13 protein-coding genes are annotated in these 15,457 nt (G+C 42.7%); 5 read left to right on the plus strand and 8 right to left on the minus strand.

Features of this window, described 5'->3' with window-relative positions; genetic code table 11:
* The 5 genes from MHI37_RS30550 to MHI37_RS30570 form a co-directional block, all read right to left on the minus strand.
* A complete protein-coding gene (locus MHI37_RS30550; RefSeq protein ID WP_076337660.1) occupies positions 1-741 on the minus strand; it encodes a LytTR family DNA-binding domain-containing protein in 741 nt (246 codons plus the stop codon).
* A 340-nt stretch (positions 742-1,081) separates the two neighbouring features.
* Positions 1,082-1,906 carry a MetQ/NlpA family ABC transporter substrate-binding protein gene (locus MHI37_RS30555; RefSeq protein WP_076337661.1) on the minus strand — a complete coding sequence of 275 codons (825 nt, stop codon included), beginning with the start codon at positions 1,904-1,906 and terminating at the stop codon, positions 1,082-1,084.
* 19 nt (positions 1,907-1,925) lie between these two features.
* Positions 1,926-2,588 carry a methionine ABC transporter permease gene (locus MHI37_RS30560; protein ID WP_076337662.1) on the minus strand — a complete coding sequence of 221 codons (663 nt, stop codon included), beginning with the start codon at positions 2,586-2,588 and terminating at the stop codon, positions 1,926-1,928.
* Positions 2,581-3,330 carry an ATP-binding cassette domain-containing protein gene (locus tag MHI37_RS30565; protein WP_076337663.1) on the minus strand — a complete coding sequence of 250 codons (750 nt, stop codon included), beginning with the start codon at positions 3,328-3,330 and terminating at the stop codon, positions 2,581-2,583. Before MHI37_RS30565 ends, MHI37_RS30560 begins: the two co-directional genes overlap by 8 nt.
* A gap of 140 nt (positions 3,331-3,470) precedes the next feature.
* The gene (locus tag MHI37_RS30570) at positions 3,471-3,923 is read right to left on the minus strand and encodes a helix-turn-helix transcriptional regulator (RefSeq protein WP_076337664.1); all 453 of its coding nucleotides are present in this window, start codon (positions 3,921-3,923) and stop codon (positions 3,471-3,473) included.
* A gap of 222 nt (positions 3,924-4,145) precedes the next feature.
* Between MHI37_RS30570 and MHI37_RS30575 the strand changes: the two genes are divergently transcribed.
* The 3 genes from MHI37_RS30575 to MHI37_RS30585 all read left to right on the plus strand — a co-directional run bounded on the left by MHI37_RS30575 (position 4,146) and on the right by MHI37_RS30585 (position 7,158).
* Complete coding sequence (locus tag MHI37_RS30575; protein ID WP_256710566.1) at positions 4,146-4,865, plus strand: DUF421 domain-containing protein; 720 nt, start codon at positions 4,146-4,148, stop codon at positions 4,863-4,865.
* Positions 4,866-5,071: 206 nt separating this feature from the next.
* Entirely contained in the window at positions 5,072-5,746 is a 675-nt protein-coding gene (locus MHI37_RS30580; RefSeq protein WP_256710571.1) for a response regulator transcription factor, read from the plus strand.
* Positions 5,743-7,158 (plus strand): HAMP domain-containing sensor histidine kinase, encoded by a 1,416-nt coding sequence (locus MHI37_RS30585; protein ID WP_076337666.1) that lies wholly within the window; start codon positions 5,743-5,745, stop codon positions 7,156-7,158. The genes MHI37_RS30580 and MHI37_RS30585 overlap by 4 nt, the downstream gene beginning before the upstream one ends.
* A 69-nt stretch (positions 7,159-7,227) precedes the next feature.
* Here the strand turns inward: MHI37_RS30585 and MHI37_RS30590 are convergent, their stop codons facing one another.
* Positions 7,228-7,998, minus strand: coding sequence for an AAC(3) family N-acetyltransferase (locus MHI37_RS30590; RefSeq protein ID WP_076337667.1), 771 nt, complete (start codon positions 7,996-7,998; stop codon positions 7,228-7,230).
* A gap of 143 nt (positions 7,999-8,141) precedes the next feature.
* Positions 8,142-8,426 carry an alpha/beta-type small acid-soluble spore protein gene (locus MHI37_RS30595; RefSeq protein WP_083676341.1) on the minus strand — a complete coding sequence of 95 codons (285 nt, stop codon included), beginning with the start codon at positions 8,424-8,426 and terminating at the stop codon, positions 8,142-8,144.
* A gap of 233 nt (positions 8,427-8,659) precedes the next feature.
* Here MHI37_RS30595 and MHI37_RS30600 point away from each other — a divergent pair, with 233 nt between their 5' ends.
* Together MHI37_RS30600 and MHI37_RS30605 are read left to right on the plus strand one after the other, a co-directional pair.
* A complete protein-coding gene (locus MHI37_RS30600; protein WP_076337669.1) occupies positions 8,660-9,466 on the plus strand; it encodes a dihydrodipicolinate synthase family protein in 807 nt (268 codons plus the stop codon).
* A 177-nt stretch (positions 9,467-9,643) separates the two neighbouring features.
* On the plus strand, positions 9,644-12,202 hold the full coding sequence (locus MHI37_RS30605) for a LuxR C-terminal-related transcriptional regulator (RefSeq protein ID WP_076337670.1): 2,559 nt from the start codon (positions 9,644-9,646) through the stop codon (positions 12,200-12,202).
* Positions 12,203-12,293: 91 nt separating this feature from the next.
* On the opposite strand, the gene MHI37_RS30610 is transcribed toward MHI37_RS30605, so the two are convergent.
* Complete coding sequence (locus tag MHI37_RS30610) at positions 12,294-15,431, minus strand: S-layer homology domain-containing protein (protein WP_342556524.1); 3,138 nt, start codon at positions 15,429-15,431, stop codon at positions 12,294-12,296.
* Positions 15,432-15,457: the final 26 nt, after the last annotated feature.

Here is a 15,457-nt window from a genome sequence, read left to right on the forward strand (position 1 = left end):
TTAATGGCCCTTCATAACCATAAATTTGGTGTAAAAGTCTTTAACCTCTTTCACTTTCGAACGACCTATAGGAAACTCCGCACCGTTCGACATGAGTACAGCTCCACTAGCAAATTTCTTCACATGAATCAGGTTGATAATAATGGAACGGTGAATTTGCAAGAAATTAAAATCTTTTAATGCTAATGCGTATTCGGATATAATGCCTTTGCTATCATAGGTTTGACTCGTTGTTATAAAGTTTAGTTTACTTTTTATCGTTAAGCTTTTGGCAGCTTCAATACCAATGATGTCATCATATCTTAACACCACTTCTTCATAAGCTGACTTAATAATCATCCACTTCTTATCAAGTGCTTGAAAGTATTGGCACAGCTTTATGACTTTTTCCTCCAAGATGTGGGGTGCAATTGGCTTTATTAAATACTGGAAAGTAATTACGTCGAAACTTTCCACCATATATTCTGGATAGCTTGTTAGAAAAATAATTTGTTCATCAAAATTTTTTAAATTTCTGATTAACTGGGCTGTTTGTATTCCGTTAATACCACCCATTTCAATATCCAATATTATAATATGGAAGGGATTTCCACTACTCTCATAATGAGATACTAGCTGCTCTCCCGAATCGAACAATTCGAACTCAAATTCTATATTAGACTTTATCGATAGTGTAATTAGGATATTCTTAACAAGCTCCCGTTGTTTTTCCTCATCGTCACACAGAGCCACTCTATACATCAATAACTACACCTCATTCCCAGGATGATTATGAAATGGTTTCATATGTAAGTATTATATAATAATTTAATGGCTTCTAAATAAATTTTGGCTAAAACGCAAATTGAAATCCCTCAAAGGTTAATTGGCTTTTTAAATTTGCATCCCCTCTTTGTTAAAGAGCAATAAAAAAAGAACTGACAGCTAGATGACTACGTTACGATAGTCAAATTCGCTTTCGGTTCTTTTTTTCTACCTATATAGAACTATCCATCAGGAATAGTGACCCCTATCGGATCAAATGCTTCTGGAGCTGGGGAGAGAGGAGCCATTTAAACTCGAATAACCCTTTTAATGTTTATTAGAACGCTGGTATTGCCGTTTCATCATAATTTTCTTCTAAAAACTCACGTACGTCTGGACCCGTCATTACTTCAGCTAGCTTTTGAATTGGCTCCGAGTCAACATTGTCTTTGCGTGCCACTAAAGTAATCGCGAAGTTATTTTCGATCCCTTCCGTCAGAAGAGCGTCACTTTTTGGTGTTAATCCAAGTGGCGAGGCGTAAGCAGGCGTCATAACTACTGCATCTGCATCATCATACATTCTCGCTAGCATTAATAGATCTACTTCTTCAAATTTATAGTTTTTTGGGTTATTAGTAATATCAGCCTGCGTATAATAGGTACCCGTTTTTTCTTTTAACGTAATAACACCATGTTGAGCGAGCAAAGATAATGAACGATCGATATTTGAAAAATCATTTGCAATAGCAATTACTGCGCCCTCTGGTAATTCATCCATTGTATTGTGATTTTTAGCGTATACACCGTAGTTCGCAAAATAGATCGGTACCACCGGAACTAGCTCTGCTGCATTGTTTCGATTGAATTCCTCCATATACGGGACATGCTGGAAGAAGTTCGCATCAACTTCACCTGCTTTAAGAGCGCTGTTAGGCTGAACATTATCACCTAATACAACAATTTCTAGTTGAATACCCTTCTCTGCTAGCGTTGGCTTAACGATCTCAAGGATGTCCGTCATTGGTGGAATTAAAGATGCGACCTTTAAGGTTACCACTCCATTAGCAGTATCCTGCGGAGCAACTTGATTATTTACCTTATTTTGTCCACACCCAGCTAAAATAAATGTAAACAACATAACGAATAACAGTATTTTTTTCATTTTGTTTCTCTCCTATTATTTATCTCTTATCAATCATTTTTGCTGCTGTTGATCCAATAAACTGGATGGACTGTACGAGTATGACCATAATGATAATAACGTAGATCATTAAGTCAGTTTTGAACTGTTGATACCCATACCGAATAGCAAAATCCCCGATACCTCCGCCTCCAACAACCCCCATAATCGTGGAATAGGAAATGAAACTAATAATCGACGTTGTTAACCCTAGCAGGAGTCCAGAACGAGCTTCAACATAAAGAAACTTTAAAACAATCTCTTTAATAGAAGCCCCCATTGAAATCGCCGCCTCCATTACACCTCTTGGCACGTCCAATAAGGATTGCTCGACTAATCGTGAATAATGAGCGATGGCTATAATCGATAACGGAACAGTTGCAGCCGCTGTACCAATTGCCGTACCAATAATTAATCTTGTAAAGGGGATTAAAAAAACGACTAATAATAAAAACGGAAATGAACGAGTAATATTTACCAGCAAATTTAATATTGAAAAAACAAAGCGATTGTCCAGTATTTGACCTTTCCTGCAAAGAAACAGCAGCGTTCCGACGGGGAGACCGATTAACACTGCGGCTAAAATAGACACACCCACCATGAAAAAGGTTTCCCCTATAGCGTCCCAAACTTCGGTTTTATATTGCACTAAAATTTCAGGCATGATCTATGTCACCAGCCCCTGTAAGCTGCTTAACAAAGCTTTCGGCGATATTTTCAATCTGACGAATTCCTTTTGGTTCAATCACTACGGTATCATAAATTTCTCCATCAGCCATAACCGTTACGCGATTGCATATACTTTTGATCACGTCCATCTCATGACTAACGATGACAATTGTAACACCAAAACTTTTATTTATATTTTCTAATACAGCCAGTATTTCAGCCGTTGTACTAGGATCAAGCGATGAGGTCGGTTCATCACATAACAAAACCTGTGGATGATTTGCCAATGCTCTTGCGATAGCCACACGCTGCTTTTGTCCCCCACTTAATGTTGCTGGGTATTTATCTGCAAAGCTCTCGAGCCCAACAAATTGCAGACACTCCAGCACGCGGCTTTGCCGTACTTTCCTTGGAACATTGGCTAGTTTCAACGATACAGCTACGTTTTCGTACACCGTTTTATTCGCCACTAGATTAAAATGTTGAAAGATCATCCCGATTGTTTTACGTGCCTGTCGAAGTTCTGAACTACTCATATCATTTAATGTTTCATCATTAACTTTGACTTCACCTTGATCCGGAATTTCGAGAAAATTCATTATCCGCAGTAAGGTGGATTTACCTGATCCACTTGCTCCAATAATGCCATAAATCTCCCCCTTATTTATCGTTAAGGATATCGATTTAAGAGCTTCAAATTGAGAAAAGTTTTTACTGACATGATGTAATTTAATCATAAAAAAACCCTTTCTGTTATTTGAAGAGGGGCTACAACGATTTCAATTATAGCGTACCCTGCTAGTAAAATACCAGATACGATTAAACCGATCCGCATGGCGAAGGACTGTACATTCCGAGGCCAACCCTTGTCGTCTGATTAGTCTTGTTTATATTTTTCTTTCAGCATGCTGGAGCCTATTCCCCCGCCAACCATTAGAATCAAAGAACCGAAGTTCCAAAAAAATGACCCGCCATACAGTGGAATCTCCAGCGCCGTTGTTTTGTTCAGAAAGAGGACAACGAGTTTGAACACCAACAGCACAAGGCCTGCTAAAAAGAGGACATCAAACAGAAACTTTAATTTCGGGTGAGCCAATTGCTTGCTTGCTATTATCACCTTTTTTGTCAACTCCTCGTCACTCCTTAATAGCTCATCGATAGTTAACCCAAACAGATCGCTTATTTTAATAATGATTTCAATGCCTGGATAGTTTTGACCATTCTCCCATTTCGAAACCGACTGCCGGCTTACAAACAGCTTCTCGGCTAGTTCTTCTTGTGACCAACCTTTCTTATTTCTTTCCGTTTTTAGCTTCTCTCCAAAGATCATAGCAGCAACTGCCTTTCTGCAATTTATAAGCCTATATTGGGCTAATCGCATGCAGAAGTAAAGATCGCTTTGGTTGCACGGCCCCGCAACCCTAAGTTGCGATCAGGTGTGTGACGGTTTTCGCTTTGTTTACACCAACAAGTTTGAGGGTAACCTGAAATGGAAGCCTCGAACTTGACGTTGGATGAAGGTTAATTGGAATAAAAGGAAGGTATCTCGTACATGTGGATAGAAACCGCAAAAGATTCATTGCTGATTGCAGGAAGGATCGTGACGATTTTTCCCCTTATGTTAATGGTTGGTCTTTTTATGGGCAAACGCTCTCTGGGGGAATTACCCGTATTCGATTTTCTGGTCATCCTCTCCTTAGGATCCGTCGTTGGTGCTGATATTGCTGAGCCTGACGTTAACCATATCCATATGGGAATAGCGATCGTATTGATCGGTCTCCTGCAGCGGGTTGTTTCCGTTTTGACGATCAAATCGAGAAAGTTCGGAAGAATGGTATCGTTCGAGCCGACCGTCGTCGTGCATCAAGGAAACCTATTAGTGAATAACCTGAAGAAATCACGATACTCGATCGATAATATCCTTCAGATGCTGCGCGAGAAGGACGTTTTTCATCTCGCCGATGTCGAGTTTGCCGTACTGGAGGCCAACGGAAAATTGACCGTCTACAAGAAGAGCCCAAAATCGGCGCCGACTCTCGAAGATCTGGGCCTGGTCAAGCGGCAGAGCGACTTGTCCTATTCTTTAGTCGTTGAAGGAACCGTATACAAAGATACGCTCTCTTATATCAAGAAAGATACCTTGTGGCTGGAGTCGCAATTGCAAGAGATGGGGGTTCGCCAAGAAGATATCTTCTATGCATCCGTTGACGATAATGGGGCAATCTATATTTCCGATAAAACTTTCGTCAATCCTCCGCCTATTCGACATTAGCACCGCACTTTTGACAAAGTCACCTGCATACAGAGTACTGAAGAAGAAATAGCAGTGGACATACAAACTTACTTTTCTTAATGGATTCTTAATGAATGGTATAAACTATGTATTTCTCTATTTATTATTGTTATGATTTGATCGTGATCAAGATGGATTTAATGGCATGGAAGAAGGAGGATTGATTCGCCATCAATCATATTTTAATTGTAGATGATGAACCCGAAATTCGTCAGTTAATTCGGATGCATTTGGAACAAGCAGGGCTTGGGGTCATAGAAGCCAGCTCAGGACGACAAGCTATTCAATACTTACATGAAAATGCCATTGAATTATTGATACTGGACCTCATGATGGATGATGGCAACGGGTTTGAGGTACTGCAATATTTACGAGAAGCAAATGCTGAGTCGTTAGTAATTGCACTTAGTGCAAGGCGAGAAGTGCAAGACAAAATCTTAACGCTCGGATTAGGTGCAGATGATTATGTCACAAAGCCTTTTAGCCCAGTGGAATTGGTTGCTCGTGTGCAAGCACAGCTAAGACGACATCGCCCTCATTCTTCTTATCCTGCCAAGATTCTGCGTTTAAATAAATTAGTGCTGGATATCGATAATTATTCATTGCAAAATGATGGAAAATCATTTTCTGTAACTCCGGTAGAGTGCCAACTGTTAGAAATGTTCATGCAAAATCCAGACCGCGTTTTAACCAAAAGAGAAATTTACAAGCAGGTGTGGAATCATGAAAACTTTGATGATAACAATTTAAGTGTTTTTATAAGCAAACTGCGAAGCATTCTTGAACCAACGGAGGGGTCTCCCCACTACCTTCATAGCATACGTGGAATCGGCTATCGATTCTCGGGAGACGGACAATGAAAAGTCGAACGAAGCTTTGGATGCTTATGCTTATTAGTGCAATCGCGAGTATTCTGCTGTTTATTGCGCTAAGCGTCGTTTTGGCTAACATAGGAGATCGGGGATATGATCTGAATAGCCTGAACGCCATCTCGCAAGAAGTTCTTGATACGATTGAAGAGCAACAAGCTTTTCATGCTGCAGACATAACACCCCTACTGGATAATACTCATAGCAACCATCCTGATATTCGTTTTGAGTGGATTGCAGAAGATGGATCGACGATTTATGATACCCTCGGGGAAAAGAACAACTATGATTTTAGGCAGCTTGCGGACCGTATGCTTTATATGCCTCAGAACCTCTGGGGTGTCGATGAGCCAATTACGCTTACTTTTTCCATTAGTCTGCAGGACCAACCCTATTACCTGCTCATGAGTTTATCCAGTGACGCTATGAAACAAGGACAAATTTATTTCTTTATGCGCACCTTTAAAGTCTTGTCTCTTTTTATGTTACCGTTAATCGTTGCGTTCTTAGTTCCATATCTGCTATCTCTATGGTTTTTCTTCTCCATGAACAAACGTATTAATAAGCTCAATTATGCGATAGGGCAGCTTAACCTACAAAGTGAAATCACTGTACTAGAGGACACGAAAAAAGATGAAATCGGTCAGCTAACTGCGCATTATAATGCTATGGCTCGCCGTCTTCAAAATCAAACCGAGCAAATCAAGCAATTTGACAAGAGACGCAAGCTGCTGCTGTCAAATCTTTCACATGATTTACGTACCCCACTGACTATAGTTCTAGGCTACGCGGAAACGATTCGAGCTGGATTATATAAGAATGAGCAGGAGCTGCAAGCTAGCGCCAAGATTATGCTGCAGCGCTCTCGTTATATGGATAAATTGTTAGATCAATTGTTAGATATAGCTCGGCAGGATGAGGGAAATATTGAGCCTAACTTTGCAGTGCATAATCTATCTGAAATGATGAGGAAAATTGCTGTAGACTACCTAATGCTTTTGGAGGGCCAAAGCTTTACTGTTGAAGTAAATATCCCAGAGCAGGATATCGAAGCCTGGTTCGATGCCTCCCTGCTTGAGCGCGCGCTGCGAAATCTGCTCGACAACGCAATCCGTTACGGATCAGAAGGTCATTATCTTGAGATCGGACTGTCGGAAAAGGATAATATCATATTCATGACCGTTATTGATAAAGGACGCGGTATTCCTGTACAAGATCAAGAGCATATTTTTGAACGGTTCTACCGTGCCGATAGCAGCAGAAAAGGCGAAGGACTCGGCATTGGACTATCCATTGTCAAAGAAATCATTGCTTTCCACGACGGATCAATTATCTTGACGAGTGTCCCGTTTGAAAAGACAGTATTCGAAATCCGGCTGCCAACTAATCAACGTAAACAGTAACGCCGGCTTTTCCTCTTAGCTAGGAAAAGCCCCTTTTTTTAACCAACAACTCACGAGCCATAGAGAACTCTATGTATCGTCATAGTCTAGTGGGTTATTGTCTGAAAATAAATCCGGGTTTGCTAAGAGCATTTCAGTTATGATCTCTGCCACCGCTGCTGCATCACAAACGCTGACGATAGCGTCGCCTAGACTCGACTTATACATTGCTCCCCTATTCTCAAGGACATGATCTACTTTCCAAAAATGCTCCGACCACGACAGACCGCAATGCCTGCGGGAAGGTACAGAAATTTCCGTCTCATCGGATAATACAGTGTAGAGCATCTCATGGTCATCCGTCATCCTGCCTGGTATGTCCACCCATTCTTCCACGCCATGAATAAATGTGTTACGCTTCAAGTCTACACCAATTAGTAAAATGGTCGCTTTGCGATCGAGCAGTTTCCCCCAGGATGAGCCTCTAGCGCATGGCGTATCAAAACGATGATCGTCACCTGTAAACTCTATCGCGTCGCGTCCCAGAGCAGCAACCGAATGGGTAGGATGCAGCGAACGCACAACACCGAGCCGCTTCCGAAAAAGCTCAGGCAATATCCCTACGCAGCAAGCGGATTGATCGACGTAATATTTCGGATTTTTTGCATTAATATAAGACCACGTATGAGTAGGAAATACGAGGAGTCCGTCCTTCATATACTCCATGAACACGTCCAAAACAGTGTCCGCACCGCCCTCGACCTCTCCCATACTTTTCATTGAAGAATGAACTAGCAACGTTCCTTTACGATCAATGCCGAGTTGTATTAATTGCTCCATTAAGCTTTCTTTCGTATGCATTCTCTTCTCTCATCTCCTCTCCTCCAGTCATCTCCAAACATATCATTGATTCGCAAAATAGTGCAATATAAAAAAACTCACCCGCATTTCTACGGATGAGTCCTTAATCTTATTTTTTCTTCACTGTAATTGTCCTTCCAAATTCAAGGTTGCTCCCTGTTTACTATTTGCTCTTGGGCAAGACGGATCAATTCCCGAACCATGGAGCCGCCAATTTTGCCGCCGACATGGCCCACCGATTCCGTAGTTAGACCACCATTGTAACCTGATTGCAAAGGTACACCAAGCTCCTTGGCTACTTCATATTTTACGTCATCCGGTCGATTCGGATCAACGGTATATCCTTCCCGCTTCATTACATCCGCTTTGAAAGCCTGCATCCCCTGTTCTACCCCTGGCACCGCATACCTTCTCCTTCTTCTTGCCATCATGGTACACTCCCCTCCATTTATTTTCCCTAACATGCCCGAAAGAACAAGTTTCCATCCTGAATCCGTCATATCCAGTTTTTATTTCCTTTAAGGGCTTAACGCGATGATTGTACGAGGAATTCATTGGCGATTTGCATCACAATAGATATTAATGTCAGCTTCGTTTTCACCCTGTAATGCTATATAGTCAAAGTAGTACAATTTTTTTGTCTGGGAGGTCATTGATCCAAATGAACAATTTTCATATTGCCATACCTACTCCGTTTCGAGATGATGAAAGCCTATATTTGGAGGGATTCGAGCCAATAGTCAATTATCTGAAGGAAAACGGAATCGACTCTTTATTTATATCAGGCTCTACAGGAGAACAGCATTCATTGAGCATTGAGGAACGACTGCATATTATAGACTATTTCAATCAAAAGCATTTTCTGGATGTGGAATTGATTTTTGGCGTTGCATCCACTAGAACCCGAGACGGAGTGAGATTAATGCAAGCGCTTGAAGGTTCGGTCTTTGATATCATAATGATTGGATTCCCTCCTTACATTAAACCGACCCAACAACAAGCTATCATGTATGTGGATGAGCTGCTCACACACACAACCAAAAATGTAATTCTTTACAACAATCCTTCCCGAACAGGTTTTGATCTGAGCCCAGGGTCATTACATGATTTAATAAGTAGACATGAAAATATCCTCGGTTTTAAGGAGGGTGGGGACGTTCATCGCCATAGAGACACGTTATTTCCTGAATCATTTGTTCGGTTCGCAGCAGGTGATGTAAACCTAGTATCCAATATTGCCATAGGTGGATGTAATGGTTTGTCCAGTATGGTCGGAAATGTATTTCCTAAAGAAATCAAGCATGCCTTTGATGCGCTTCTGGAGAGCAAAACCGTAAATGTTGAAGCAATCGAACCGCTCATTGCTCAGGTCACACATGGTCAGACCATTGTGAATATAAAAGAATACTATAACCAATTGGGATTGGGAACGGGAGGCTGCCGTTCCCCTCTGGGAGCTGCGAAATAACCGGCATACAGCTAGATATTTGGGAACCGCTCAAGCTCTTTGGCTTACGGTTCCCTCACTTTTTAAAGCTGGTTTTTAAAATCGCATATACTGATCCCAGCCTAGATGACAGGAGAACATAGAAATTTGTCGAATTATAGTATGTATTAACAGCGGTTTACATACGGAGGAATTTACATGATTGTACGTACGAAGCTTCATATCCCCCATGTACGGCGCGAATTGGTAGCTCGGCCAAGGCTGATTCGTACGCTTAATGAGGGAATGAAAGTCAAGCTGACACACGTCTCCGCACAGGCCGGTTACGGCAAAACAACAGCGTTAGGCCAATGGACGAAGCAATGCGGCGCGCCTGTGGCTTGGGTTTCGCTGGATACACGGGATAACGATTATATTCAATTTTGGAGTGGTGTAACCGCTTCTATCCAGGAGAGGGTCCCAGGCTTTGGCGAGGCGATTTGCTCTTTTCTTGAGAAAGGGCTTTGGGCATCTTTAGAGCATGCGATTCCTGCGCTGCTGAATGACCTTGATCGATTCCCCAGCGAGCTAGCGGTAGTTCTTGATGACTATCACTTCATCGAGAGTCCTGATATTCATAACTCTTTGACCTATTTACTTGAGCGGCTGCCCTCTCACATTCATCTATATATGGCGAGTCGCAGCGAGTTGCCGATACCAACTGCCAGATTGATGGCAAAGGGCGAATACAATCAAATCACGATGCAGGATTTGCGCTTCCAGCTGGATGAGGGGCAAGTCTTTTTTCAGGTCACCACGGATTTAAGGTTAACATCGGAGCAAGTGGCGGAGCTCCACTATCAGACCGAGGGTTGGATAAGCGGGCTGGAGCTGGCGGCGATTTCTCTGAAGCAAAGTGCTAATATAGCTGACACTATTCATCAATTTAACGGACGACAGCATCATATATCTGATTATTTGCTGGAGGAAGTTTTTCACCATCAATCAGAGGAAATGCGCTCGTTTTTAATAGCTACGTCTATCTTAAGTCGAATGAATCAATCCCTGTGCCAGGCCGTAACCGGTCAAAAGAACAGTCAACAATATTTGGAAAGATTAGAGCAAATGAATCTATTTATCATTCCTTTAGACGATCAGAGGGAATGGTATCGCTATCATCATTTATTTTCAGAATTTTTACAGCGAATGGGGTCGATTACCGATCCGGACAACTGGGTGCAAGCACATAGGAATGCGGCATGCTGGTTGGAAAATTACGGACTCGACGAAGATGCAATGGAGCATTTTTTAGCAGGCCAACACTATGCGGACGCTGTTCGCTTAATTGAGAAAAATCTTCATATGTTAGTGCAATCGCAAAGTATAGTGCTGATCAGATGGGTCTCTGCTTTGCCGGAATATTCTTTTGCCGAGAAGCCAATGGTTGAACTGTTTTATATATCGGTATTGTTTGGAGTGGGGAAATGGGAAGCTGCTTCTCTACGAATAGAACAGGCCCAAGGCCGATTTCAAGCGCTGAAAGAAAATCTGACTGATGCAGAATGGAAGCAGGCCATGGGCAATATTTACTTCTTCAGTGCAGTCACCTCTTATCTGCAAAAAGACTTGGTAAAAACCTCTGAATACTACGAGCTGGTAGAGCAATATATGCCGGAAGGCAGCTTCTTTCAAACGATGAGGCGCTACCAATATGTTGGCTATGATCCGTTTGTAGATTTTTTCGCGTATATCAACGACCTGCATGCTGCGGATGCTTTTTTATCCAGATGGGCTGTTGCTTTGGAGAAAAAGGCAAACTATCCTTTTGCCGGTTTCTTTCTCGCTTCTTACAGCAAATTACTGTACGAGTGGAATCGGCTGGAGGAAGCTGAGTTTTATGCAAGTCAGGCGCTTGGACGAAGAGATATTCAGCCCTTTGTACGGATTTTCATTCAAGTCGCCACGAGCGCTTCGACGATTCAGCAAGCCCTCGGAAATCCGAATCAGGCCTCAGAGCTACTCGCGGAATTGAAGTCGCAGATCGACTCCCCTGATTATCAATTATTCACACTAAAAATCGAAGCCGAGCAAGCTTGTCTGGCCCTGAGGCAAGGCGCAGCTGAAGATGCTTTTGTTTGGCTGCAAGGATGCGGTTTGGCGCATACGGATGAAGTTTCTCTCCATCAAGTTCTGGAGTATTTGGCTCTGGCTAGAGTGCTTGCAGCAAGCGGACAATTAGAAGAAGCGCTGGACTTACTGGGTCGCCTGAATCAGCTATTGCGCAAGGAAGATCGTCTCCGGGATCGGATTAAGGTGCTAATTATGCAAAGTGTGGTACTTCAGCGCTTAGGCAGGACAGCCGATGCTCTGACTCAGTTAGAGACCGCTTTGCAATTGGCGGAGCCCCATGGATATGTCCGCAGCTTCGTGGACGAAGGCGCTGAGATATCCGAGCTGCTGACTGCTTATTTGAAGACAAGATCAAGCAATCCAATTCCGAATACGCCAATGGTTTCTTTGGCCTATGTGAGGCAGCTGCTTCAAGCGTTGCAAGTCACCACGGAAGGGTTTATATCGTTTAAAGAGATACTGACTGAGCAGGAAACGAAGGTTTTACAGTTGATCGCGGACGGACTGCCTAACAAGGCTATCGCTCTTCATCTTACGATCACGAGTGAAACCGTGAAGTATCATATTAAAAATGTGTACAGAAAGCTTGGAGTAAATAATCGCGTGCTAGCACTGCAGCGTGCCAGAGAATTAGGGATACTGGGTTGACAAAGGCTAGATGAGCCCGTCCAAATTATAAATAAATAAACCTCCAAGACCACTAAAAGAGTGGAGTTGGAGGTTCAAATCGAGACATTTATTACTTCAATTCATCTAATAAGGTTGTAATTTGAGGATCAAGTTTCAATAGGTTTAGCAAAATCGTTAATGCCTCTGCACGTGTAGCTTTGCTCTTAGGCTCTATTTTATTATTGCCTTTGCCTGAGATGATCCCCGCATTAACAGCATCGTTAAGCGTGTCTTTAGCATAAGAATCATCAATATCCGTAAACGCACTGTTATTTACTCCTTCAGCTGCAGGAGTTAAATTTACGATGCGAGAAATAATGATAATCATTTCTTCACGAGAAATGGTACGATCTGGATCAAATGTACCATTACTGTAGCCGTTTATTACTCCAAGGGATGCAAGCGTTTCGATAGCCTCTTTAGCCCAGTGTTTATTGACATCACTTAATTCTACAGCCTTGCTCCCTGTCTTCATGCTGAATAGTCTCGACAGGATCGTTGCAAATTCCGCCCGTGTGATGTCTTCATTCGGATTAAATTTATTGTTGCCACTACCTTGGATGACACCAAGCTTAATGAACGTATTTACAGTCTCTTCTGCCCAATGGCCATTAACATCTGACAGTTCAACCGGAGATGCAGAGCTATTGGCTCTCTCTACTAATGACTGGATAGAACTTACTACATTAGCAAAATCGACAACATCACTTTTAAATAACTCCGATGTTGGTGTCGGCGTTGGTGCTGGTGTTGATATCGGTGTTGTTGGTGTTGTTGGTGTTGCTGGTGTTGGTGTTGCTGGTGTTGCTGGTGTTGGTGCTGGTGTTGCTGGTGTTGGTGTTGGTGTCGCTGGTGTCGGTGTCGCTGGTACTACGTTCGTGGTAAAGCTTTCTTCACTTCCATAACTGGTTCCTACAGCATTAGTCGCATACGCTCTAACATAATAGGTTGTTCCTGGAGTTAACCCAGTTAGCGCTGCTGTATAGCTGCCTGTAGTTCCTGTAACGATAAGTTTGGAATCAGCTAGTGTTGGATTAGTGTTAGTCGTATACACCACACCTCGCTCCGTTACTACTTCGCCACCATCACTAGTTACATCTCCACCTGCTGTAGCGGTTATCGTGGTGACTTCCGTTACCGCTGTTGTCGTCACTGTCGGTTGTACTGCATCCGTGGTAAAGCTTTCTTCACTTCCATAGCTGGTTCCTACAGCATTAGTCGCATAAGCCCGCACATAATAGGTTGTTCCTGGAGTTAATTCAGTTAATGCCGCTGTATAACTGCCTGTCGTTCCTGTAACTTCAAAAATGTTGGCGTCGTCCACGTTTGGATCGCTCGTAGTGGAATACACCACACCTCGCTCCGTTACCACACCACCGCCATCAGCAGTTACATTTCCACCTGCTGTAGCGGTTGTTGATGTTACTTCCGTTACCGCTGTTGTCGTAACCGATGGTAGTTCTGCGTTTGTGGTAAAGCTCACTTCGCTTCCATAGCTGGTTCCTACAGCATTAGTCGCATAAGCCCGCACATAATAGGTTGTTCCTGGAGTTAATTCAATTAATGCCGCTGTATAACTGCCTGTCGCTCCTGTAACTTCAAGAATGTTGGCGTCGTCCACGTTTGGATCGCTCGTAGTGGAATACACCACACCTCGCTCCGTTACCACACCACCGCCATCAGCAGTTACATTTCCACCTGCTGTAGCGGTTGTTGATGTTACTTCCGTTACCGCTGTTGTCGTAACCGATGGTAGTTCTGCGTTCGTGGTAAAGCTTACTTCGCTTCCATAGCTGGTTCCTACAGCATTAGTCGCATACGCTCTAACATAATAGGTTGTTCCTTGAGTTAATCCAGTTAACGCTGCTGTATAGCTGCCTGTAGTTCCTATAACGATAAGTTTGGAATCAGACAGTGTTGGATTAGTGTTGGTCGCATACACCACCCCACGCTCCGTTACCGCATCACCACCAGCAGCAGTTACATTCCCGCCTGCTGTAGCTGTTGTCGTTGCTATTGCTGATACTGTAGTTGTCGTAACCGTTGGCTTAGACTTTTCTACGTTTACTCCTGTCGTACTTCCTACATTATTTAATACTAATGATACATTATCGTTGTTTGGGTCTTTTAATGACCCTCCGTTAAGCGAAAGACTCGCTCCAACGCTAATCCCATCTAAATCGCTGTCACCCGCTTGGACTACATAGCGGTAAAGTAAAGTATTCGTCCCGCTGCCCGATACATAAGAGGCATTTACTAAATTCGAACCTATCGTAATGGGCAAAAGAGGTGTCCCCGTAACTGTGATAGCAGCATTATATTTTACAGAAAAGTCTAAACTATCTCCTACTAAGTAAGCTCCATCTGCAGGAACAGTTACATTATTAACGGCTGTTAGAACTTGCACATACGTATTTGTTGCTGGTGTAATAGGGGCTATCTTGCTGTCGAAATAAAATTTATTCAGCTTGTGGTATGCTATTTCTCCACAACTCGATAAATGCGAAGATGCTGTGAATCCGGCATACACCGAATTACCATTGAGAATACCATCAGATAAATCAATGGATAAGGTTAAATCGGCAGTTTCCGGACGAGAGGTTGTAGCCGCCAGACGAACGCTTAGTTCTGAACCGTCATACTCTACCCAGAGATGCTTTGTTTCAGGAGTCGTGCTTATTAAATACGATGAACTGATCGGCTCTGAAGCCAGTACACTGCCTGTATCGCCATTCTTCATCAGTTTTATTCTATTGTTCTCCACATCAACTACAACAGCTATACTATGGAGAATGCCTCCATAGCCAAAATTGAGATTGGTAGGGCTAATTCCAAGGTTCTTACCATTAGTCTGCAGTACAAATGCAAAACCGCCATCACGGTTATAGGTTTGGAAGCTACTTGATGAATTGGAAGTAATCTGAGCGTATGCACTAAAGCCTTTGTTATCGTCCAAGGTGACAGGAGTTTGGGTGAAAGCACCACCGAAATGGTTATTACCGTTCAAAATAGCTCCTTCCCCCGAAAAAAATGCACTCCCATTCAATTGAGTGTTTGACCCACTGAATGTAGTCCCTGCTAATACCTTTGATATTTCCGATGTCTGCATAGGCTCTGCAGCTGCAGTCAATGCAGGAGCTAATGCAGCTATAAGCACGCTCAAAACTAAATAACCACTGATTTTACTTCTCATTCGCTGAACCCACATGCTTTTTTCCTCCTTGAATTTTCTTA

Source organism: Paenibacillus sp. FSL H8-0548 (assembly GCF_038630985.1).
GTDB lineage: Bacteria > Bacillota > Bacilli > Paenibacillales > Paenibacillaceae > Pristimantibacillus.

Coding starts and splice junctions, on each gene's coding strand:
- MHI37_RS30550 (WP_076337660.1), bottom strand. CDS start 741: ATGTATAGAGTGGCTCTGTGTGACGATGAGGAAAAACAACGGGAGCTT.
- MHI37_RS30555 (WP_076337661.1), bottom strand. CDS start 1,906: ATGAAAAAAATACTGTTATTCGTTATGTTGTTTACATTTATTTTAGCT.
- MHI37_RS30560 (WP_076337662.1), bottom strand. CDS start 2,588: ATGCCTGAAATTTTAGTGCAATATAAAACCGAAGTTTGGGACGCTATA.
- MHI37_RS30565 (WP_076337663.1), bottom strand. CDS start 3,330: ATGATTAAATTACATCATGTCAGTAAAAACTTTTCTCAATTTGAAGCT.
- MHI37_RS30570 (WP_076337664.1), bottom strand. CDS start 3,923: ATGATCTTTGGAGAGAAGCTAAAAACGGAAAGAAATAAGAAAGGTTGG.
- MHI37_RS30575 (WP_256710566.1), top strand. CDS start 4,146: ATGTGGATAGAAACCGCAAAAGATTCATTGCTGATTGCAGGAAGGATC.
- MHI37_RS30585 (WP_076337666.1), top strand. CDS start 5,743: ATGAAAAGTCGAACGAAGCTTTGGATGCTTATGCTTATTAGTGCAATC.
- MHI37_RS30590 (WP_076337667.1), bottom strand. CDS start 7,998: ATGCATACGAAAGAAAGCTTAATGGAGCAATTAATACAACTCGGCATT.
- MHI37_RS30595 (WP_083676341.1), bottom strand. CDS start 8,426: ATGGCAAGAAGAAGGAGAAGGTATGCGGTGCCAGGGGTAGAACAGGGG.
- MHI37_RS30600 (WP_076337669.1), top strand. CDS start 8,660: ATGAACAATTTTCATATTGCCATACCTACTCCGTTTCGAGATGATGAA.
- MHI37_RS30605 (WP_076337670.1), top strand. CDS start 9,644: ATGATTGTACGTACGAAGCTTCATATCCCCCATGTACGGCGCGAATTG.
- MHI37_RS30610 (WP_342556524.1), bottom strand. CDS start 15,431: ATGTGGGTTCAGCGAATGAGAAGTAAAATCAGTGGTTATTTAGTTTTG.